This is a genomic window from Acinetobacter sp. CWB-B33, assembly GCF_039655955.1.
Classification (GTDB): Bacteria; Pseudomonadota; Gammaproteobacteria; order Pseudomonadales; family Moraxellaceae; genus Acinetobacter; species Acinetobacter bouvetii.
The window spans coordinates 382,303-404,367 of record NZ_JAGFEU010000003.1 but is presented as its reverse complement, the minus strand read 5'-3'; the positions used below and the strand labels follow the sequence as shown (position 1 = coordinate 404,367).

Genomic DNA, 22,065 nt, shown 5'->3' with positions numbered 1-22,065 from the left:
GCATTTACTCTAAAAATAATTTAATCGCTTATTTAAAAATGGCAGCGCGGTATGAACAGTCAAACAAAAACAACTTCCATGACACCACATTCATTTGAAATTCAGCACTTGAATGAAGTGCTGGAACAGCAAAAGCACGCTTATTTGCGCTACCCTCTGCCAACAGCAAAAGAGCGCATTGACCGTTTAGCAAGGCTTAAGCGTATCTTAGTTAAGTACCAAGATCAATTTGCTGAAGCAATTAATCAAGATTACGGTAACCGCTCCATCAGTGAAACTAAAATTGGTGAACTGCTGACCTGCCTGGAACACATCAAATATTACAGCAAGCATTTAACTGGCTGGATGAAGCCATCCAAACGCCATGTCGGCATTATTCATCAGCCTGCAAAAGCATGGGTGCAGTATCAGCCTCTGGGCGTTGTCGGCATTATCACACCGTGGAACTATCCTTTGCTGCTGTCTATCGGCCCATTGATTTGCGCTTTGGCTGCCGGCAACCACGCCATGATTAAAATTTCCAGCTCATCGGCCGCCTTTGGCGCAGTGCTGGAAAAAGCCTTGGCTGAGGCATTCCCGCTCGAACTGGTTGCTGTTGTGAATGGCGGCGGCGCCATTTCAGATGCATTCAGCCATCTGGCGTTTGACAAAATGATTTTCACCGGTTCAACCAATGTCGGCAAAACCGTGATGGCGGCCGCTTCTGAAAATCTGGTTCCGGTGATTTTGGAACTGGGCGGAAAATCGCCGGTTCTGGTGCATCCATCCATTGACTTGCAGGATGTTGCCGAACGCTTGGCTGTCGGGAAACTGTGGAATGCGGGCCAAACCTGCGTCGCGCCAGATTACCTGTTTTTGCCGCGCGGCAAAACTGCAGAATTTATAGACCGCTTTAAAGCTTGCGCTGAAAGCATGTACCCGCGCTTTGCTGACAATCAGGACTATACCTCGATTATTAATGATAAGCAGTATAACCGCCTGCAAAGCTATTTAGATGATGCCCGCGAACAGGGCGCGCAGATCATTGAAGTTAATCCTCAGCATGAAGATATGGCCGCTGTGCGCAAAATTGCGCCAACGCTGCTGACAGGCATCCGTCCGGATATGCAGATCATGCAGCATGAAATCTTCGGGCCGATCCTTCCAATCATGGAATATGATCAAATAGACGATGTTATTGAGTTTATTAATAGCCGTCCGCGTCCACTTGCTTTATACTACTTCGACTTTGATCAGGCGCGTGCAGATTATGTCGCACAGCGTACTCATTCAGGGCATTTCGGACAAAACACGGTTTTGACCCATGTCACGCAAGACGATTTACCATTTGGTGGCGTTGGTGCATCTGGCATGGGGAAATATCATGGTCCAGAAGGTTTCTTCAGTTTGTCGCATGAACGGTCAGTGATGTCGAATCCCAAGTTATACAGCTTGAAATTCATTCTTCCGCCGTTTAACAAGCCAATTCACAAGTTGATTTCAAAGACCCTTCTTCGCTAAATGATCAAGGCATGACCTATCGCACGGGTTCATGCCTAGTTTTAATGAAAATCGCTTGTCTTTTAAGCGCATTTTTGGTATAAAACGCCCCTTGAATGATTTCATCCGTTTACTTAATAACTAGCCGCACAATCGGTGCTGTCTAGCAATGGAGTTCACCATGTCTAAGGTTTGCCAAGTTACCGGCAAGCGTCCAGTCGTTGGCAACAACGTCTCGCACGCCAATAACAAAACCAAACGCCGGTTCGAGCCGAACCTGCATCACCACCGTTTCTGGTTAGAAAGCGAAAAACGTTTCGTACGTCTTCGTCTAACTACAAAAGGTATGCGTATTATCGACAAATTGGGCATTGAGAAGGTTGTTGCTGACCTGCGTGCTCAAGGTCAAAAGATCTAAGGAGTCTGAACCATGCGTGATAAAATTCGCCTAGTTTCTACTGCTGGTACAGGTTATTTCTATACCACAACTAAGAACAAACGTACTATGCCGGAAAAAATGGAAATCAAAAAATTTGATCCAAAAATCCGTCAACACGTAATCTTCAAAGAAGCTAAAATTAAATAATTTTAGCTTCTTGAAAAAAACGGCCTATTCAGGCCGTTTTTTTTTGCATTCTTTTTGTTCCGCTTGCTACACTTTCTTATATTTTGGCATTTTTTGTGCTTATTTTGATTGCCCTTAACTTTGGCTTAAGGAGTTTTTAGTGCCTCATGATGTAGAACTCATAATATTGCTTGCCGTCGGCTTTGGCTTGGCTTTAGTTTTTGGCTATGGCGCCGCCCGTTTGCGGCTTCCTCCCCTGATCGGCTATTTAATCGCCGGCATCATTATCAGCCCGAATACCCCAGGGATTGAAGCAGACATTCATCTTGCCAATCAGCTGGCTGAACTCGGCGTAATGTTTTTGATGTTTGGCGTCGGCATGCATTTTTCTTTAAATGATTTGATGCAAGTCCGCAGGATTGCCCTGCCGGGCGCAATCCTGCAAATTGCCGTCGCCACGCTGCTGGGAATGGGCGTGTCCATGATGTGGGGCTGGAGTTTCGGCTCCGCGCTGGTTTTTGGCCTGAGCTTATCCTGCGCCAGCACTGTGGTCTTACTGAAAGCTTTAGGCGACCGGGGGCTATTGAATTCCGTCAACGGCAAAATTGCTGTCGGCTGGCTGCTGGTTGAAGACTTGGTGATGGTTTTAGCTTTAGTGCTTCTGCCCGCAACGGCTGTGCTTTTAGGCGGACAGGCGCTGGAAGGCGCCGGCAGCGATGACAATATCTGGCTGACACTCGGCACGACGCTGCTGAAAGTCGCCGGCTTTATTGCCTTTATGCTGATTATCGGCAAACGCCTCGTACCGATGATTATGCAGATTGTCGCGCGCTTAGGTTCACGCGAGCTGTTTACGCTGACCGTGGTCGCCGCCGCAGTGTCGATTGCCTTTGGCGCATACAAAATTTTCGGCGTATCCATGGCTTTGGGCGCATTCTTTGCGGGCATGGTGGTGAAAGAGTCTGACTTCAGCCATCGCGCAGAAGAAGAAACCCTGCCTTTGCGTGAAATTTTTGCCATTTTGTTCTTTGTTTCTGTCGGCATGCTGTTTGATCCGCGCATTTTGATCGAGCAGCCGCTGCATGTCCTGGCGGTCGTTGCCATCATTATGATAGGCAAAACCATCGCGGCCATGGCATTGGTGCTGTTTTTCCGCTATCCGATCAATACTGCGCTGACCGTCGGCGCAAGCCTGGCGCAAATTGGCGAGTTCTCCTTCATTTTAGCGGCGCTCGGGGTTTCGCTGAATTTACTGTCGATTGATGGGCAAAATTTGATTTTAGCTGGCGCGCTGATTTCAATCACACTGAACTCTTTTGTATTTTCAGCCGTCGAACCAATTCAGAAATGGATCCGTGAGCGCTCGAATTTGGCCCGCTTGCTGGAACGCAGCGGTGACCCATTAGCCATGCTTCCAGATGAGGTCTCACAGGACTACCTGCGCGATCAGGTGGTGATTGTCGGCCATGGTGAAGTTGGCCGCCGCATTACCCGCAGCCTCATGGAAGAGAGCATTAAAGTGGTGATTGCGGAAGAAAACCGGGAAATTGTCGAAAACCTGCGGGAAAAAGGCATCGCTGCCGTGTGCGGCATGGCGACTGAGCCGAGTGTGCTCATTCAGGCGCATATTCAGCATGCCCGCTTGCTGGTGCTGTCCCCTATGGATATTTTAGACATCCATAAAATTGTCGATATTGCCAAAACCTTAAATCCCCAAATTCAAGTTTTGGTGTGTGCAGAAAGCAAGGAAGAAGCTGAAGTGATCCGCAGGGAAAATATTGGCGAAGTCTATTTTGCCAAAGAAGAAATGGCGAAGAATATGAGCAATCATATTTTGAACCAAATTCAGATTGCGCATCATGAAGCGCCAACGCATTAATCCTTTAATATGCGCTACCAATAAGGCTGTGCTGTTAAGCATCAGCCTTATTTTTTTATCTGAGATTGGCGACTGGCAGCCTGCCAGCCCACAGCATCTGAATTCATTCACATAAAATGCGTAACATTGAATTTATTTTATAATTCAATACAATCAATAAAAAAATACAGCATATTCAGTGCACTCAAGAGAGAAAAAAATGTTCATTATGTATCTGGGGTTTGCCGTTATTCTGATCGGTTCCATTGGCTTTTTAATTGCCGCCTTTAAAAACAGCATTTTATGGGGACTGGGCTGCCTGCTGTTTTCGCCAATATCCATCGTATTTTTAATTTTGTACTGGCAAGATGCCAAGAATCCATTTTTCTTGCAGCTGATCGGTATTTTGATTGTTTTTTTAGGGTCAATGTTTATTTCGCCTGCGCACATCAGCGGCGCTTAACGCTGAACCTCTCTTGTTCACCCATAATAAAAAACGCGCCAAAGGCGCGTTTTTTCAAAATTCTTTAAAATCATCAACTCATAAACTGCGGTTTTTCATCCACGACTTCAGCTTGCCATTCATTGACTTGTTTTTCCAGCAGACTGAACAAGGCTGCCTGAATCATATGCTGCGCAACCACAGGAGTTTCCTCCCCCAATAATGCTTTCACTTCTTCATTAAAATGAATTGTGACCAAGGGCTCTTTGTCAGACCCAGCATTACGCAATGCCAATTCACCGCCTTCCAGCTGAACCAGTTCCAAAACCGCTTCCTGATTTCCAAATAATTCTTTCAATTGTTCTATAGACATAGTTCCTCCATGTGCAACATGGTGGCAAAGGCACAAGCGCCTTGCATTGCTTAGACTAATATATATCGGGACCGATTATTGAAATTCAAGCGCCAAGCATCGGATTAGAATTCAACCATCTCGTTTCTGAAGCCGTCTATCAACTGAGTCAATTCACGATGCCATTCGCGCAGAATTTTCGTATCCGGCAGCCACGCTTGCGGTGTTTGCGTAACTTTAATGATGAGATTAGAAGAGGTTTCATCTTCCGGTTCCGGCGCCGTCGGTTCCGGCGCATACTGGCACATCCGGTATGCGCGCTTCAATTCAGCGATAAAGCCCCGCTGCGCCAACTGCTGCATGACGGTGACTTCAGGAGACACCTGGCCTTTGGCGGCCATATGCTCTTCAATGGATTTGAGCGTCGGCGCAGCATCATTCAGGCGGTAATAGCGCACCAGCTCCTGCAAGAACGCCAAAACAGCGCCCTGCAGATGAAAGACAGCCGATTCACGCAATGCCTGCGCTTGCTGAACATGGTCAACCTGCTCAGCCTGCTGGCAGGCAAGGCGGGCAAAATACAGTTTCTGATTGGTGCGGTCAGCATGAAAACGGGCAACGCGGGACATGGTTCAATTTCCTAAATTTTGGCTTTGAGTCTGCTCTTTAGCTTAATCGCAATATTCTGCAATTCACAATAAATATTACGGATGATCGATGTCAATTAAATAGATTTTACGCTTAGCGGGCACGGCTATTGGCGGATCAATGGGCCGGACATTGTCCAGCACCCACGCAGAATAGCCTTCAGCCCAATAGCTTGCGCAAGCCGCCACAAACTCATCCTTGCGCCAGGGATGCGCATCAATAATATCCGCAATCGCGACAGCCAAGCCTTGCTCTTCATCGCCATCACGCTTCAAATAGTGCTGATTTTCGACAATGACGACATCTTTTAACGGCAGCTGCTCAGGAGTCCATGATCGGACCTCCAGTGTTTTAATGCCTTGTGCAATACGCGTGCCGTTCGGGGCAACAATAGACAGCGCCAAGTATGCTGATGTCATGACTTCAGTTTCAACATAATGTCCGGCCTGCGAGCAGCAAATGCTGTGTGAATGAATGCCTGCATAAAAAAGGAGCAGTGACTGCTCCTTTTTAATTTACGCGTTCGGCTTATCGTCCGCGGCTTTCACGCGGATGCCCATGCCTTTCACTTTAAGCGTGTTCAAGCCCTTAATCGCTTTGATCGCTTCCCGGCCATTCGGCATTTCAACAAAGCCGAACCCTTTAGATTTACCCGTTTCCTTGTCCATCACAACCACAGCAGATTCCACTTTGCCAAATGGCTTAAACAGCTCCGCCAATTCAGCCTCTGTAATTGAGCGCTCTAAGTTACGTACTAAAATATTCATTCATTTTTCCAAATAGGCTGCATCATCAAAAAGCATTTGCCTATTTTTTGCTTTTTGAACTTGCGTGCAAAATCACGTCAAAGGACTATTTTAATCGAGATCGATGCCAAAATCTAAATTAATCGACTTGCGTTCAATTAAAGCGCTTTTCACGGTTTGTTCACGCGGCCTGTAATGCGTCTCAGAAGTGCATAAATTGCGGGTTAAATCATTCAGGAAATAGCTTTGCACTGTACGGCCCTGCTCATCGACCGTATCGCGCGCCCACATATTTAAATTCTGCTTGGTTAAAATCAGCTCGTTCTGCGCACGGGTCAGCGCGACATACAGTACGCGCCGTTCTTCTTCCACGTCATCAAAATTTCCCTGCGCGCGCGCATGCGGATACTGCCCTGCAGAGACATTGGCCACGTAGCAGACTTTCTGCTCGGTTCCCTTGGCGGAATGGATGGTAATCAGCGTGACCACATCATCTTCGGACTGGCGCTCAATCTCGCTGATCGACACTGGATCCAGCACGTATTCTTCAAGGAATTCAGCCAACTGGCCATGCTTGGACGCCAGCTGCTTCACCAGTTCAAAATCGCCTTGGCGGCGGTGCCAGTCTTTTTTATAGTTTTCAGCCAGCTGTTCTTCTATGGCCTGAATCGCAAGGCTGACGCATTCTTTCACTTCGTGGCGGATCACCATCATCTGCTTCATCATCAGAATGGCCTGATCTGGCACTTTGCCGAATTTTTCCAGTTTCTGCCCAATCGCGTCCATTTCCGGTTCCTGCAGCAGCTGATGCGACAGCTTGCTCGCGCCTACATCACCCACGCCATTCCACAGCGTCAGAAAGCGCATCCATGCAATATCGTCCAGCGGATTCGCCACCACGCGCAGCAGGCTGAGCAGATCTTTCACATGCGCGGTTTCCAGCAGCTTCATGCCGCCAATAAAGCGGTAAGGGACATTGCCGGCAATGCAGGCGGCTTCAATATGGCGCGCGGCAAAGCTGGAACGCACCAGCACCATGTGGTCCTTCCATTTCGCGCCTTCCAGATAATGGCGCTCTTTAATATCCACCGCAATCCATTTGGCTTCATCAAATTCATTGGGAAAGATATGCATTTTCGGCTTGGTGCCATCGCCGCGGTAAGCTTCTAAACGCTTATCATATTTGATTGGACTTTGATCCAGCAGCCAGTTCGACAGGTCTAAAATTTCCTGCGTTGAGCGGTAATTCTTTTCCAGTTTAAAGATCTGTGCATTCGGCACGCGCTCTTTAAAATGGTGGATATTTTCAAAATCTGCGCCGCGGAAGCCATAAATCGACTGCGCATCATCCCCCACGCAGAACAAATGCACTTTGTCTTTGAGCGGTTCCAGCAGCGCCCACTGCAAAGGATTAGTGTCCTGCATTTCATCCACCAGCATGTGCTGGCAAATTGAAGACACATAATCGACTAAGCCCTCGGACTGCGCCAAAGCCGAGGCCACCACCGCCAAAATATCGTCATAGTCCAGAAAGCTGCGGTCGCGCTTGCGCTTTTCATATTCTTTCATGATCTCGGCAATTTCATCTTTCATGTCCAAAAATTCCGGCAGCTGCTTTTCTAAAGCCAGGCTGAGTTTCTGGCGGGTGTTGCGCGCAAAAGAATACAGGTCGCAGAGTTCTTTTGGTTTCGGCAGCTGATTCGGATTTTTTTTGTCGTCTTTGCCGCGGATCAGGCGGAACAGCATCATCTGATCATCACGGTCAATAATCGAAAACTGCTCTAAGCCAAAGGCATTTGGAATCCGGCGCAGCAGGTACATGCAGAAGGTGTGAAAGGTGGATGCGCGCAGGCCCTTGGCTTGGTCGCCTAAGGCCAGCTCTACCCGCGCCACAATTTCACTGGCGGCGCGGCGGGTAAAGGTTAAAATTTGAATTTTGTTGGCTGGCACACCTTGATCAATCAGGTAGGCAGCCCGCGCTACGATGGTTTTGGTTTTGCCGCAGCCTGCGCCGGCCAAGACCAGACTGTGCTGGGTTTCGGTAATGGCGGCTTGTCGTTGTTGAGGATTTAATTCATCAATCAGGCTGGCTAAACTCATAGTGTCTCATCGCGCTAGGGAGGCGGGTAGTTTAACAGAGCTGACTGCAGAAAACTTGGCAGAGAAATCTCTGCTGAGATTTTAGCGAAGCGCCAATGACTAAAATAATTCTCACAGGGCTCAAATGCGCGTGCTGGGCGGCATCTTTGCCGTCCGCTGAATTGGCGCATATCCAGATGTACCTACAAAGGATCTTGTTGCCTTACGAAGCAGTACTTCTCAGCCCTCATAAGCAAGAAAGGCTTGCTCGGAGGCGCAGCTCCATGCCAATAATTTGAAGCAAAGACATGCTTCTGCGGATGAAATTTTAAAATCCTCTATAAATCCTCAGCCCCATTGACGCCAATCATCACTCTCTACAAAAAACCGCGCAGCATTATGGTTTCAATGGAATAGAATCAGCCAGTGTATGAACAAAGGCGCCCACTGCCTTTTCCAAATTCATTTCTGCATTTTTCAGCGCATCCTGCAAAACACAGTCTGGCGGATTAATGCCAATAATCTGACTAAACCCTAAATCATACAGCTCATCAATGCCTTCCCCCACCAAACCCGCAAAAGCAATTACCGGCTTATTGAACTGCTTCGCCACCTGCGCCACGCCATACGGCGTTTTGCCAAACTTAGTTTGAAAATCAATTTTACCCTCGCCCGTCAGCACATAATCCGCCTGCGCAATTTTCTCCGCCAAGCAGCACTGTTCAATCACCAGCTCCACGCCCGATTGAACCCTAGCTCCGGCAAATGCCATCAGTCCAAAACCTAAACCACCTGCTGCTCCAGCACCGGCAAAATTTCGGCATGCATGTCCCGCTGCATGTTCAGCAACATCGGCAAAATGACCGAGGCTGCGATCTAAGATTTGCACCATCTCATCATTGGCGCCTTTTTGCGGGCCAAATACATAAGATGCGCCATTTGGCCCGCACAGCGGATTATTCACATCTGATGCAATGACAATCTCAACCGCATTTAAGCGTGGATCTAAGCGGCGCAAATCCATGCTTTGGATGCGGTTCAGACTGCCTCCGCAAGCAGCAACAGAATTGCCGGCAGCATCAAAATATTTTGCCCCCAATGCCTGCGCCATGCCCGCACCGCCATCATTGGTCACACTGCCGCCCAGGCCTAAAATCATTTTCGTCACACCTAAATCCAGCGCTTTCATGATCATTTCACCGGTACCACAGGTTGAGGTCAGCAAGGGATTGCGCTGTTCAGGCTTTAATAAATCAATGCCATTGGCTTTGGCCATTTCGATGACGGCAGTGCTCCCCCCATCGATTAGGCCAAAATAGGTTTTGATCTGCTGATGCGGCAAAGGGCCTGTCACTTCACATGCAATGCGCTCACCGGCTAAAGCCGCAATCAAGGCATCCACGGTGCCCTCACCGCCGTCTGCCATAGGCACATGAATGCACTGCGCATCGGGCATAGCCCGCAAAATACCGCGCTGCATTGAAGCGCACGCCTGTTCAGCCGTCATGCTTTCCTTAAATGAATCGGGAGCAAGGATAAATATTTTCATAGGATCTTTTTTCATAAGCGGCATTCAGTTAAGCATGTTTTAACGCAATTTTCCTTTAGACTAAATAAAATTCAGCATCAGAAGAACGATCATGTCTCGAATCAATCTAGGCCAATCCGCCCCCGATTTATACAAAAAAGTTGCAGAGCTGGACGCCTTGGCTATGCAAAAAGTTCAAGAAGCGCAGCTTAGCGAAGGCTTTGCGCATCTGCTCAAACTGCGCGCGTCGCAAATCAACCAATGCGCTTTTTGCATCCGCCTGCATACGCAGGATGCGCTCAAAACAGGAGAAACGGCCGAACGTATTGCCCTGCTCAGCGCATGGCGTGAAACTGAATATTACGATCAGGCGGAAGGCGCTGCGCTCAGCTTGATGGAAGCCATTACTTTAGTCGCTGAAGGTCAAGTGCCTGATGAGGTTTATGAAGATGCCCTGCCTTTTTTGACCGATGCGCAAATCAGCGCAGTGGAATGGCTGGCGGTTGTCATTAACGCATGGAACCGGATTGCCGTCAGCAGCCGCTACAGCGTCAAACCTTAAGGCTGCAATAAAAAATGCCCAAGTCATCAACTTGGGCATTTTTTATCAATCAATGCTCAAACCAAAGCATCAATCCGCAGAACTTTTAGGGATTTCATGTTTAATATAAGATGCAAAACTGAGATAGTTAATGCCTTGAAATAGAATATCCATCGCAAGGAACAAACCTAACACCCAGAACGGCGCATCGGGTGATTTTAAAATTATGACGCCAGCAGCTAAGGTCAATAGGCCTGAAAATAATGTCCAGCCCCAGCCTGGCAATCCTCGAAATAAAATGGCGTTAAAAATACGAATCACACCCGCAACAATTAAAATAATCGCCAAAACATTGGTGAGTACAATCGCAGTTTTTACCGGGGTGCTAAACGCATAATACCCAGCAACCAAATACAATACGCCAAACAGCGCCCAAAGCCACCGGAAGCCGCCCTCAAAAATTTTAAAGGCTGCGAGCAAGTGCAATATGCCGCCGATCATCATTAATGTGCCGAAGATAAATATAGCGGATAAGGTGGCAAAAGGAAGAGACGCCAGCAGCACAATACCAAAAATGGTCAATAAAACACCTAAGCCAATGTACCACTTACGGTTTTGATGCAGCTGGCTACGGATTAAATCATTTCCTACAGTTTTCATACTTATTCTCAAGTTTTAATAGGGATGATTTAGTTTTAACATGATTTATTGACGATCTAAAGCCCAAAAAGTTAGTCAAAATGTAGCAATTTAAGCGCCTTAATTTGTGGATAACTTTTGAGTTATCCGCAGAGATCCGCTTATTTGACCCAGCCTATTTCAGCTGCCGTTTGTGCATTGATTAGTGTCTGTTCCAAACTATCAGGCATCTTGCTCTTGGTTTGGGAGACTGGAATGTGCCCGGCCATCAATTCTGCTTTGGCTTGCGGAAATAATGGCTTCTGATCTGGAAAAGCATAGCCGATTGGATAGATTGGCTGTCCTGTCGCTATCTCATATTTATCGGTAGCGCCAAAGGCATGCAGCAGCTCATGCACCAGCACAATTTTATTTTGCGCCGCCTGCTTTTTGGATGCGAACAAATTGACCGAGCCAATCCGGCCATTTTCAAGCGCCGTCGAATGCTTCAGTTCACGGGTCTTCGCAGGGTCATAATAATTTAAAAACAGGGTCAGGCTCGGTGCGCCATCCGCCTTTTGATGCTGCTGCCACGCGTAATAGCGGAATTTTAAACTCCATAGGACGACATCCCACAATCGGGCCTGATCGGGCACCTTCGGCGGCAATACTTTCAGCTCCCGCCCAATATTGAAATAAAAATAAATCGGCTGACCGCGGTACTGCTGCGCATATTCTTGCAGGTACGCTTGCGCACCCTGAAAATCCTGCACGCTAAGCTTTTGAATATACCGCTGCGTGCTGGGTAAGCCATCTGCATTAATCGGATGCAGCAGCACAAAAACCGGCTTGCGCCAATCCTGGTTTTTATCTTTCCATGCATTGACGGCAACGATCAGCAAAATAACCAGCAGACACAAAATCCGAATTTTTTTCCACATAGCTGAAACTCTGATCTATTTATTTAATAAGTATTTATTTTCAATAATGCAGAGGGCTGCCGATTTACAAAATTTTCCCAAAGATACTGGTAAAGTAAGCGCTGCCCGCCAAATTCAGCCTTTTCAACAGCTTCATCTAAGCTGAACCAGCCATATTCTGTATGTTCATCATTTAAAACCACGGCTTGCTGTTTATCGCAATAAACAGCAAATACAGGGATCAGCTCAATCACATTGGCGCTGGCTTCATAAAACTGCTCCAGATAATCCGCACTGTACAGCTGCTGAACCTGAATGCCTGTTTCTTCGCAAATTTCACGGACAATAGCCTGGCTAGCTGTTTCACCTGATTCTATTTTTCCGGCAATGTGGCTCCAAAACCGGCCTTTGACCCGCTTCATCAATAAAATTTTGAACTGGCCGTCAAACTCAGAAAGCAGCACGGCAGAAACAACAATTGAGCGGATTGGAATCATCAGCATCCCCATCAAATATAATCAATTTTATCAGCGGCAAATTTCCGCCATCCTATAAAAAATGCCGGCATCCGCCAGCATTTTGTCACATCTTAAGCTTTAAGCTTCAACCCATTTGCCGTCTTGGTAAACCAAAGACCACTTGGTTTGCTTGCCTTCCGGCGTTTCCGAACCAATGTATTGCGCCTGATTTTTCCGGCTGAATTTCACTAATGTTGGATTGCCTTCCGGGTCTTGATCCGGCGCCTGCAAAATAAATTGATATTTTGGATCCAGCTGCTCTGCAACACTGCGCAGTTCCGCTACTTTCGGTGCGCGCGTTTCACGGATTTTCGGGAACTTGCTGGCGGCTAAAAACAGCCCCGCTGCGCCGTCACGCAGCACAAAGAAGTCATCATGCTTCGCTGAACGCAAATGTTCCATTTTGATCGGGTCTACACGCGGCGGCGCAGGCTGGCCATTCTTCAAGACTTTACGGGTATTGTCACAGCTCATGCACGCGAAATAAGGGCCAAAGCGGCCAGTCTTCAGCTGCATTTCACCTTCGCATTTATCGCAAGGAATGGTTGGGCCATCATAGCCCTTAATCTTAAACTCGCCTTCTTCAACTTCAAAACCGCTGCAGTCCGGGTTGTTGCCGCAGATATGCAGTTTTCGGCCGCCATCAATCACATAGCTGTCCATCGCGGTGCCGCAGATTGGACAGCGCTTTTTCGACATCAAATCTGCCGTTTCAGCACTGTCATCATCAGAAAGCGCAGCCAAAGACTCCACAGGCGTTAAGTTCAGCGTGCCTTTACAGCGCTCTTTCGGCGGCAGGTTATAGCCTGAACAGCCCAGGAATACGCCGGTTGTCCCCGTACGGATCTGCATTGGACGGTCGCATTCTTTACAGTGCACATCCGCCACTTCGACCGGCAGGTTGCGGCGCATGCCGCTTTCACCCTGCGCATTGGTCAGGCGCTGCTTGAAATCGCCATAGAAGCTGTTCAGCAATTCTTTCCAATTGCGCTCACCTTCCGCCACTTTATCCAGCTGGCCTTCAAGGTCTGCGGTAAAGTCATAGTTCATCAGGTTATTAAAGCTTTCATCGAGACGGTCTGTCACGATTTCGCCCATTTTCTCTGCATACAGGCGGCGGTTTTCCAGTTTCACATAACCGCGATCTTGAATCGTCGAGATGATGGCAGCATAGGTCGACGGACGGCCGATGCCTTTTTTCTCAAGCTCTTTCACCAAAGAGGCTTCGGTAAAGCGCGCAGGCGGTTTGGTAAAGTGCTGAGAAGGATCAAGCTTTTCAAGCTTCAATACTTCACCCACTTTCACCGCAGGCAATAATACATCATCATCTGACTTGTTTTGACCGCGGACTTTAGTGAAGCCGTCAAAGACCAAGGTACGGCCTTTGGCTTTCAGCTCTACGCCGTTCGCGTTGACTAAAATCGTTGAAGACAGGTATTCAGCAGGCGTCATCTGGCACGCGACGAATTGACGCCAAATCAGGTCATACAAACGCTGCGCATCACGTTCCACACCCACTAAGCTGTCGCCTTTTAAAGCCACATTTGACGGACGAATCGCTTCATGGGCTTCTTGCGCACCCGCTTTGTTGCCATAGCGGTTCGGCTTGGCAGGCAGATACTTCGCGCCAAACTCAGTCTCAATATGATGACGCACCATATTCACGGCATCGTCGCTCAGGAAGGTTGAGTCGGTACGCATATAGGTGATGAAACCCGCTTCATACAAACGCTGCGCCAGCATCATGGTTTTCTTCACAGAAAAACCTAAACGGGTGCTCGCCGCCTGCTGCAGGGTTGAGGTGATATACGGCGCGCTCGGATTAACCTTGGTCGGCTTATCTTCACGTGCTGCAACGGTATAGTCCGCATCTTTAATCAGATTCAATAAAGCATCAGTTTCTGCTTTGTTGTGCAGCTTTAATGTTTTGCCGTTTTGCTTCACCGCTTCCAGACGGATGTCATCTTTTTTCGATTTCGTGTCTGCAAAAACTTGCCAGTATTCTTCTGGAATAAACGCGCGGATTTCACGCTCGCGCTCAACCACCAGCTTCACCGCAACGGACTGAACCCGGCCAGCCGATAAGCCGCGGGCAATTTTTTCCCACAGCAAAGGAGAAATCATAAAGCCCACAACACGGTCCAGGAAACGGCGCGCCTGCTGGGCATTGACTTTATTGGTATCTAAACGCGATGGATGCTTAAAGGCTTCCTGAATGGCATTTTTGGTAATTTCGTTAAACACCACACGCTGATAGCGTGAATCATCACCGCCAATGACTTCTTTTAAATGCCAGGCAATCGCTTCCCCTTCACGGTCCAAATCCGTTGCGAGATAAACCTCATCAACCTGCGAAGCAAGCTTTTTCAGTTCCGAAACCACATTTTCTTTGCCAGGCAGCACTTCATAATGCGCTTTCCAGTCATTTTCGGGATCTATACCCATGCGGTTTACCAATGCGGACTGGGCTTTTTCAGCCTTCTGCGCATCGGTCAGTTTGGTGCGGGCTGCAGGTTTCTTTTCTGCCGTTTTGCTTGAACCGCCTGTAGGCAAATCACGAACATGGCCAACCGACGACTTTACAATGTAGTCTGAACCAAGGTATTTATTGATTGTTTTCGCTTTTGCAGGCGACTCCACAATCACTAAGGCACGTTTTTTTCCAGCATCAGTTTTTGCTGCCGCGCTTTTGGATGTGGACCGAGGAGCGTTCGCCATAATTAACCGTTAATCCTGTTTTTTAATGGGTCTAAAATTAAAGTTCAGCCAAAGAATTCAAATAGGCTTTGATGTCATCCAGCTGGGTGGCTCTCAAATCGGATTCTTCGTCCCAATAGAGTCCTACACAGTTTGCCTGCATATCAATAGCATAAATGCCCTTTAATGCAATGGGCAAATCTTTAAACTTGTCATCACCATGCACCAGCTGCAATTTTTGATCTGCTACGCGCGCGCGCATTAATGGCAAGCGGGCTTCTGGAAGCAGGATGCTGTAATACGCCACCATGCTGGCGCGCTTTTCAGAAACCATTGGAATTTTTGTCCAGTCCGGCGCAACCACTAAACGCGGATGCAAACCCATCTTGCGCGCTTTATCGCGCATGATGCCTAACGCCTTTTCTCTCGGGCTGACGCGAAGTCCTAAAATAGAGCCCAAAACAAAAAGAATGATGAAACCAATGACCCAAATACCCGTGTTTTCCATAGTACAACCTTAATGTTCCTTTATTAGAGTTGCATAAGCGCAATATAAAAGGCAAGTTGTGGCGACAAAAATTAATTCAAGAACATCTCGTGGCTGTAGAGCACTTCGTGACCATTCCAATAAATATAGCCTTTATCAATCAACTCTTTCAGCAGCAGGCGAATGTCTGATTTTGGAAACAGCTGCTCCAGCAGGTCCCGCAGCGCATAAATATCCTTGGGTTTTTCCTGTTTTAATTCATGCAGTTTCTTAATCACTTCCAGCTGCACAGGATCAACTTTCTGAAAATTGGCATATAAATTCTGCTGCGGATTCTGCGCTGCAGGCTCTGCCTCATCCGCGCTGCGCTGCGGTAAATCCAGCTGGGCAAAAGCATCCTGCATATTGTGCTGCAATGGCGCAGCATCTGCGTCTAAATTTAACTGCGCCCAGTGTTTGAGGACTTTTTTGCGGAAATTTACATGCGCGTCATCGCGCTTCACAATTTTCAAGTTAATCAGCATGCCGACCACCTGCTGCGCATTTTCCGGCAGCAGCTGCAGAATATTCGCCACCGAATTTTTTAACGATTCCAGAGTGTTTGGCTTTCCAGCGGCCTGAACCATGGCATCGCAATATTTTTTCACCATTTGCAGATGCGGCGTGGCTTTAATTGTATCCAAACTTGGGATTTTATATTTCGGACGATCAGATGCCGCCTGCTGTTCAGGCTGAATTTGAATCAGGCTGCAGCTGATATTGGAACCTTGCATCATTTCCAGCAGCATCTTGCTGCCCGCCGCTGCTGAAATGACTTCAACATGAGTGTCCACATCCAGAAGCGCCATTAATTGCCCCACCACCACTGCATATTCAAATTCTTTCTGCGGGGCTTCCGGAGTATCTAAAATGACGATTTGACCGCTGCTGATCCAGCTGGAAAATTCCGTTAAATCTTCCAAAGCATATTCAAATTTCCCTTGGCAATTAAATAAATACAGCACGGGATAGTGTTCAGTCACATCTCTCAGCAATTGCGCTGTCGGCATATTGTTTTCAAGATCGAGCAGTACGGCTTTAGCGGTCATAAAGGGAGAACTGTTTGGTGGATAGCGGTTGCTGTGCATTACAGCGGTTCGATGTAAAAAGGTCAATAACTAAAAGGCTTTTTCCAGTCATTCTCCAATGAACCAAGGCCTGCAATCAATAATGCGGCGGGCGGTTGGTCATTGGGTCAAAAGCCGCAATGCCTTCAGATAAGTCGGCAGATTCTATGCGTTGGTAAATCAGCTGCATTTGCGCTCTTAAATCAGCAATTTCAATGCTCTGGCGCGCAACCTGGTCATTCAGCTGATCAACTAAATCATCTAAAAATGCAATTCGGACTTGCAAATCTTCAATGGGTGCGGACAATGGCGCTTGATTATCAATATTTTGTTGTTTAGACACTTCAAGTCCTCATTTGAGATTTTTCAGGAAACATTATGGCCTATATTACTTTAAGGGATGTCCAACTTGCGTTTGGTGGACCTGCCCTGCTCGACGGCGCGAACTTTTCATTAGAGCGCGGCGAACGGGTGTGTTTAATCGGCCGTAATGGAGAAGGCAAGTCTACTTTACTTAAACTGATTGAGGGAAGTTTATTGCCCGATTCTGGTGAAGTTTCTCTGCAAAATGGCATCACCATTTCCATGCTGGCGCAGGATGTGCCGATGGACTCGGGCAAAGTCGCGGATATTGTGGCCGATGGCGCAGGCGAAGCCGCCGAAGTGCTCAGAGCCTATCATGAAGCCAGTGACGCTTGCGTACTGGGTGATATGGACGCCTGCGACCGCATGGGTGAACTGCAGCACAAACTAGATCAGCTGGATGGCTGGGCTTTAGAAACTAAAGTGAACTCCATCCTGAGCAAAATGGGCCTGGACCCGGATGCCGATTTGGCTGATTTATCGGGCGGCCGTAAGCGCCGTGTGCTGCTGGCCCGCGCCCTCCTCACACAGCCGGATGTATTGTTATTGGACGAACCAACTAACCATTTGGACGTTGAAAGTATTGAATGGCTGGAAAAGTTTTTACTCGATCAAAATAATTTAACTTTACTGTTCATCTCGCATGACCGTTCATTTGTGGACAGCATTGCAACCCGAATTGTTGAACTCGACCGCGGCACCCTGCGCAGCTATGAAGGCAACTATTCACGTTACCTCGAGCTGAAAGCGCAACAAATGGAAGCGGAAGAAAAGCAGAATGCCCTGTTTGACAAACGTTTAGCTGAAGAAGAGGTGTGGATTCGCCAAGGCATTAAAGCGCGTCGTACCCGTAACGAAGGTCGTGTACGTGCCTTAAAAGAATTACGTGAACAGTCGAAAGCGCGCCGTTCGCAGCAAGGCAAAGTCAGCATGGCAACACAAGACGCTAGCCGTTCAGGTAAAGTGGTCTTTGAAATTGAAAACTTAAGTGTTCGCTTTGGTCATGATGCGCCGATCATCAAAGACTTCTCTGCATTGGTGCTCCGTGGTGACCGTATTGGTCTTGTTGGTGACAACGGTGTCGGTAAAACCACCCTCATTAAAGCCATTTTAGGGGAACAAGAACATACGGGTACGGTGAAAACAGGTACGCAATTGGAAGTGGCTTACTTCGACCAATTACGTAATGCCCTCGACCTTGAAAAATCAGTCAAAGATAACGTGTCAGAAGGTTCGGACCATGTCGATGTGAATGGTAACCGTCGTCATATTTACAGCTATTTGCAAGATTTCTTGTTCTCACCAGAACGTGCGCGTACACCAGTCAAAGCTCTTTCAGGCGGTGAGCGTAACCGTATTCTTTTAGCTAAGTTACTACTTAAGCCATCTAACTTAATCGTGATGGACGAACCCACCAATGACTTGGATATGGTGACATTAGAGCTATTAGAAGAAATGTTGTCCGACTATAAAGGTACCTTACTGCTTATTTCGCATGACCGTGCCTTCATGGATAACGTGGTAACCTCAACTTGGGTGTTCGATGGTAAAGGCAATATCGATGAATACATCGGTGGTTACCAAGATTACTTACAACAACGACCAGATCAAACTGCGGTTGATCAAAAAAGTGCTGTGAAAAAAGCAGCGGCGAAAGCTGAAGCGAACGCAGCCCCTGCTAAAAAAGTCAAACTCAGCTATAAAGATCAGCGCACTTTAGATCAGCTGCCTGCTGAAATAGAAGCGCTGGAAAAAGAACAGGCGCAGCTGTCAGAAAAATTGGCCGACGGCTCCTGGTTTATCACGGATGCAGGCGCGGCAGCGAAGGCCTCGCAGCGCCTTGCAGAAATTGATGATCAAATGCTGGAAAAAATGGAACGGCTGGAAGAACTGGAAAATATGGCCAAAGGCTAAATTTCCCCCTGCCAAAAAAGCCGTCACTTTGACGGCTTTTTTAAGCTTTGAATTTTTTAACCGCTTTGCTTGCAGCTGCCGCACTCTCCGCTTCTGCAGCCCCTTCTTCCGCAGAAAGGTGAAGATCATTTACAGCGCTTAAATTTTCATTTGGCATTTGTTTTTAAAGCTTGCTAAGGTTTCAAATAAATCGTTTACTCGGGCTCAAGAAATGCAAATTCATGATCAAGTGGTCTTAGTCACAGGCGGCGCGCGCGGTTTGGGTTTAGCCATCAGCCAATGCTTAATTGCTGAAGGCGCGCGCGTCGTGGTGAATTACCACGCCAGCAAAGCCCAAGCGGAACAATTAGCCCTGCAGCACCCGCAGCAAGTCTTTGCCTGCCAAGCCGATGTCACCGATAAAGCACAAGTATTGCGCCTATTTGCCGCTGCAAAAAATCATTTTGGCGCCGCCATCACCTCGGTGGTGAATAATGCCCTGATCCGCTTCGAATTCAATGGCGATGCCCGCCCCAAAGTCGAAGACCTGACCGCTGAAACCATGCTGCAGCAGTTTGATGGCGCTGTGCTGGCCGCCATCAATACGACACAGGCCGCTTTGGATGATATGAAACAGGCCGGCTTCGGGCGCATCATCAATATCGGCACCAACTTGGTTCAGAACCCCGTGGTGCCTTACCATGACTACACCGCAGCCAAAGCGGCGCTCTTGGCGTTTACCCGCACCGCGGCGCAGGACTTGGGGCCGTTCGGCATTAATGTCAATATGCTGTCGGGCGGCCTGCTGCAGGCCACGGATGCCAGCAAAGCCACTCCGAATGCGGTATTTGAGATGATTGCGGCCGCTACCCCGCTGCGCCGCGTCACGACGCCTGAAGAATTTGCATCCGCCATCATGATGTTCCTGTCGCCCTATTCACGCGCGGTCACAGGCCAAAACTTAATTGTGGATGGCGGTTTAGTCAAAGGCTAAACTGGGCGCCCAGTTCTGCCTGAACTTTCTTTTTTATTTCAGCTTCATGCTAGACTGTACCTTATTTTTTTAAATTTGATTTAGTGCTTATGAGTCAAAAGCCAGATTATCAGCCCGGCGCCTTTCAATGGTCCTTTCTATTGCCGCAATATTGGGGTATTTGGATTGGCATTGTTTTCCTGATGATTTTAGCGCTTTTGCCGTGGGCGCTGCAGTACCGTCTGGCTGTCTTCTTGGGCGAGACCGCTTTTAAGCATTTAAAATCACGCCGAAAAACCGCAGTCCGCAATCTTGAAGTATGCTTTCCTGAATGGTCTGCCGCGCAAGTACAGGACAACACCCGCCAAGTTTTTATTGACCAGATGATTGGCATCTTTGAAACCTTGAATGCCTGGTATTGCCCGTATTGGTTTAAAGGCCGCTTCAGTATCGAAGGCTTAGAGCACCTTCAAAAGGCGCAGGCAGAGGGTCAAGGTGTGTTATTGCTAGGCACTCATTCAACGCTTCTCGATGCGGGCGGTTATCTCTGCGATCAGTTTTTCAAATTGGGCGTGGTCTACCGCCCGCAAAACAATCCGCTCTTGGACATGCTGATTTACCGCTGCCGCGCAACCATTTATGAGCATCAAATTGATCATGATGATATGCGCGGGCTGATTCGCCAGTTAAAAAATGGACACGCCATCTGGTATAGCCCCGATCAGGACTTCGGTTTGAAGCAAGGCGTAATGGCGCCATTTTTTGGCGTCCATGCAGCCACCGTGACTGCGCACCGCCGTTTAATGAAAATCTCGAAAGCCGTAGCGGTTCCCCTCTATTTTTACCGCGATGGCGACATTAAAGACCCGCGCTACCATGTCCGCCTTGAGCCCGCTTTAGATCACTTCCCCAGCGAAGACGAAGTGGCCGATGCTATACGCGTCAATAAAATCATCGAAAACCAGCTGCGGATTGCCCCGACGCAGTACATGTGGTTTCACCGCCGCTTTAAAACCCGCCCAGAAGGCTTTGATGAAATTTACTGAGTTCTGCTCAACATACTCATAGACCTGACAAAAAATAGAGAGAGACACGCAATGAAAGTGATGCAGCTTTTGCCTGAACTGAACAGCGGCGGTGTGGAACGCGGCACTTTAGAAATTGCCCGCGCGCTGATTGCCGATGGCCATGAGTCCTTGGTGGTGTCGAACGGCGGGCGTATGGTGGCTCAGCTGGAAGCTGAGGGCTCAACCCACTTAACCCTGCCGATCCATAAAAAAGCGCTGTCCTCTCTTTGGCAAATCCGCCCGCTGCGCAAACTGATTGCGCAGCATCAGCCGGATATCCTGCATGTGCGCTCACGCGTTCCGGCATGGCTGGCGCACTTTGCGCTCAACGGCATGCCGGCAAATCAGCGCCCGCATCTCATCAGTACAGTACATGGCTTTTACTCCATTAACCGCTACAGTCAAATTATGACCCAAGCGGAAAAAGTCATTGCGGTATCCGACAGCGTGGTGCAATACATCAAGGACAACTACAGAAACTGTCCGCCAGAAGATATTGTGCGCATTTACCGCGGCATTGACCCGCAGGCATTTCCGCACGGCTATCAGCCATCCGCGCAATGGCTCAATCAGACTTTTAAAGATTTTCCAGAATTGGAAAATAAGTTCCTGATCTGCCTGCCTGGCCGCATTACCCGCCTGAAAGGCCATGAAACCTTAATTGCCTTGATGCAGCAATTGCATCCGCACTACCCGCGGCTGCATGCTGTCGTCGTCGGCGGCGCTGACCCGAAAAAAGCAGCCTATTTAAAAGAAATGCACGACAGCATTCAGGCCAAAGGCCTGAGTGATAAATTCACCTTCACCGGCCACCGTTCCGATATCCGCGAATGGCTGGCTTTGAGCGATGCTGTGCTGTCCTTGTCGAATCAGGCGGAAACTTTTGGCCGCACCGCCTTAGAAGCGCTGTCCGTAGGCACACCCGTGATTGGCTGGAACCGCGGCGGCGTTGCAGAAATTTTATCCCATGTTTATCCGCAAGGCTTAATTGCAGTGGATGACCAAACCGCTTTGCTCAGCGCGGTGAAACAGCATATTGATGCGCCGCAGCAGGTTGCCCCCGTCAGCATGTTCAGCTTAAAAGATATGTGTGATCAGACGCTGGCGCTGTACAAACAAGTATCAGGCAAAGATTAGAAGCAGGGAAGCCCGGGACAGCGCTTAAATCAAGCGCTGTCATTCCAT

Annotated in this window: 23 protein-coding genes; 10 read left to right on the top strand and 13 right to left on the bottom strand. The window is 48.2% G+C overall.

Annotated features, from left to right (window positions below):
* Positions 1-51 precede the first annotated feature (51 nt).
* The 5 genes from JZ784_RS11305 (at position 52) to JZ784_RS11285 (ending at position 4,365) form a co-directional block, all read left to right on the top strand.
* Positions 52-1,500, top strand: coding sequence for a coniferyl aldehyde dehydrogenase (locus JZ784_RS11305; protein WP_346314935.1), 1,449 nt, complete (start codon positions 52-54; stop codon positions 1,498-1,500).
* A 160-nt stretch (positions 1,501-1,660) separates the two neighbouring features.
* Positions 1,661-1,897, top strand: a complete 237-nt coding sequence (rpmB, locus tag JZ784_RS11300) for a 50S ribosomal protein L28 (RefSeq protein WP_000048256.1) — start codon at positions 1,661-1,663, stop codon at positions 1,895-1,897.
* A 12-nt stretch (positions 1,898-1,909) separates the two neighbouring features.
* The gene (rpmG, locus tag JZ784_RS11295; RefSeq protein ID WP_003654787.1) at positions 1,910-2,065 is read left to right on the top strand and encodes a 50S ribosomal protein L33; all 156 of its coding nucleotides are present in this window, start codon (positions 1,910-1,912) and stop codon (positions 2,063-2,065) included.
* Positions 2,066-2,204: 139 nt separating this feature from the next.
* On the top strand, positions 2,205-3,923 hold the full coding sequence (locus JZ784_RS11290; protein ID WP_219190160.1) for a cation:proton antiporter: 1,719 nt from the start codon (positions 2,205-2,207) through the stop codon (positions 3,921-3,923).
* 199 nt (positions 3,924-4,122) lie between these two features.
* Entirely contained in the window at positions 4,123-4,365 is a 243-nt protein-coding gene (locus JZ784_RS11285; RefSeq protein ID WP_346314934.1) for a hypothetical protein, read from the top strand.
* Positions 4,366-4,438: 73 nt separating this feature from the next.
* On the opposite strand, the gene JZ784_RS11280 is transcribed toward JZ784_RS11285, so the two are convergent.
* The 6 genes from JZ784_RS11280 to JZ784_RS11255 all read right to left on the bottom strand — a co-directional run bounded on the left by JZ784_RS11280 (position 4,439) and on the right by JZ784_RS11255 (position 9,718).
* Positions 4,439-4,717 (bottom strand): hypothetical protein, encoded by a 279-nt coding sequence (locus tag JZ784_RS11280; RefSeq protein WP_005007287.1) that lies wholly within the window; start codon positions 4,715-4,717, stop codon positions 4,439-4,441.
* A 104-nt stretch (positions 4,718-4,821) separates the two neighbouring features.
* On the bottom strand, positions 4,822-5,325 hold the full coding sequence (locus JZ784_RS11275; protein WP_005007284.1) for a DUF6586 family protein: 504 nt from the start codon (positions 5,323-5,325) through the stop codon (positions 4,822-4,824).
* A gap of 75 nt (positions 5,326-5,400) precedes the next feature.
* Entirely contained in the window at positions 5,401-5,763 is a 363-nt protein-coding gene (locus JZ784_RS11270; protein WP_346314933.1) for an ASCH domain-containing protein, read from the bottom strand.
* Positions 5,764-5,859: 96 nt separating this feature from the next.
* Positions 5,860-6,111 (bottom strand): RNA-binding protein, encoded by a 252-nt coding sequence (locus JZ784_RS11265; protein WP_005007281.1) that lies wholly within the window; start codon positions 6,109-6,111, stop codon positions 5,860-5,862.
* Between the two features lie 90 nt (positions 6,112-6,201).
* Positions 6,202-8,190 (bottom strand): ATP-dependent helicase, encoded by a 1,989-nt coding sequence (locus JZ784_RS11260; RefSeq protein WP_346314932.1) that lies wholly within the window; start codon positions 8,188-8,190, stop codon positions 6,202-6,204.
* A 376-nt stretch (positions 8,191-8,566) separates the two neighbouring features.
* On the bottom strand, positions 8,567-9,718 hold the full coding sequence (locus tag JZ784_RS11255; protein WP_346315045.1) for a glycerate kinase: 1,152 nt from the start codon (positions 9,716-9,718) through the stop codon (positions 8,567-8,569).
* A gap of 91 nt (positions 9,719-9,809) precedes the next feature.
* Here JZ784_RS11255 and JZ784_RS11250 point away from each other — a divergent pair, with 91 nt between their 5' ends.
* Entirely contained in the window at positions 9,810-10,259 is a 450-nt protein-coding gene (locus JZ784_RS11250; protein ID WP_005007275.1) for a carboxymuconolactone decarboxylase family protein, read from the top strand.
* Positions 10,260-10,328: 69 nt separating this feature from the next.
* On the opposite strand, the gene JZ784_RS11245 is transcribed toward JZ784_RS11250, so the two are convergent.
* From JZ784_RS11245 to JZ784_RS11215, 7 genes are all read right to left on the bottom strand, one after another.
* On the bottom strand, positions 10,329-10,898 hold the full coding sequence (locus JZ784_RS11245) for an HdeD family acid-resistance protein (protein ID WP_346314931.1): 570 nt from the start codon (positions 10,896-10,898) through the stop codon (positions 10,329-10,331).
* Positions 10,899-11,038: 140 nt separating this feature from the next.
* Positions 11,039-11,797, bottom strand: coding sequence for a hypothetical protein (locus JZ784_RS11240; protein WP_130143736.1), 759 nt, complete (start codon positions 11,795-11,797; stop codon positions 11,039-11,041).
* Between the two features lie 23 nt (positions 11,798-11,820).
* Positions 11,821-12,273 (bottom strand): NUDIX domain-containing protein, encoded by a 453-nt coding sequence (locus JZ784_RS11235; protein WP_005007268.1) that lies wholly within the window; start codon positions 12,271-12,273, stop codon positions 11,821-11,823.
* A 99-nt stretch (positions 12,274-12,372) separates the two neighbouring features.
* Complete coding sequence (topA, locus tag JZ784_RS11230) at positions 12,373-15,012, bottom strand: type I DNA topoisomerase (protein ID WP_346314930.1); 2,640 nt, start codon at positions 15,010-15,012, stop codon at positions 12,373-12,375.
* A 37-nt stretch (positions 15,013-15,049) separates the two neighbouring features.
* Positions 15,050-15,499 carry an ammonium transporter gene (locus tag JZ784_RS11225; protein ID WP_005007266.1) on the bottom strand — a complete coding sequence of 150 codons (450 nt, stop codon included), beginning with the start codon at positions 15,497-15,499 and terminating at the stop codon, positions 15,050-15,052.
* Between the two features lie 71 nt (positions 15,500-15,570).
* A complete protein-coding gene (locus JZ784_RS11220; RefSeq protein ID WP_346315044.1) occupies positions 15,571-16,566 on the bottom strand; it encodes a hypothetical protein in 996 nt (331 codons plus the stop codon).
* A gap of 115 nt (positions 16,567-16,681) precedes the next feature.
* Positions 16,682-16,927 (bottom strand): SlyX family protein, encoded by a 246-nt coding sequence (locus tag JZ784_RS11215; protein WP_005007264.1) that lies wholly within the window; start codon positions 16,925-16,927, stop codon positions 16,682-16,684.
* 35 nt (positions 16,928-16,962) lie between these two features.
* Here JZ784_RS11215 and JZ784_RS11210 point away from each other — a divergent pair, with 35 nt between their 5' ends.
* The 4 genes from JZ784_RS11210 (at position 16,963) to JZ784_RS11195 (ending at position 22,017) form a co-directional block, all read left to right on the top strand.
* Positions 16,963-18,861: an ATP-binding cassette domain-containing protein gene (locus JZ784_RS11210; RefSeq protein ID WP_346314929.1), complete on the top strand. Its 1,899-nt coding sequence runs from the start codon at positions 16,963-16,965 to the stop codon at positions 18,859-18,861.
* A gap of 211 nt (positions 18,862-19,072) precedes the next feature.
* A complete protein-coding gene (locus tag JZ784_RS11205) occupies positions 19,073-19,834 on the top strand; it encodes a 3-oxoacyl-ACP reductase (RefSeq protein ID WP_346314928.1) in 762 nt (253 codons plus the stop codon).
* Positions 19,835-19,923: 89 nt separating this feature from the next.
* Complete coding sequence (locus JZ784_RS11200) at positions 19,924-20,859, top strand: lauroyl acyltransferase (protein ID WP_346314927.1); 936 nt, start codon at positions 19,924-19,926, stop codon at positions 20,857-20,859.
* Positions 20,860-20,910: 51 nt separating this feature from the next.
* Entirely contained in the window at positions 20,911-22,017 is a 1,107-nt protein-coding gene (locus JZ784_RS11195) for a glycosyltransferase family 4 protein (RefSeq protein ID WP_346314926.1), read from the top strand.
* Positions 22,018-22,065 lie beyond the last annotated feature (48 nt).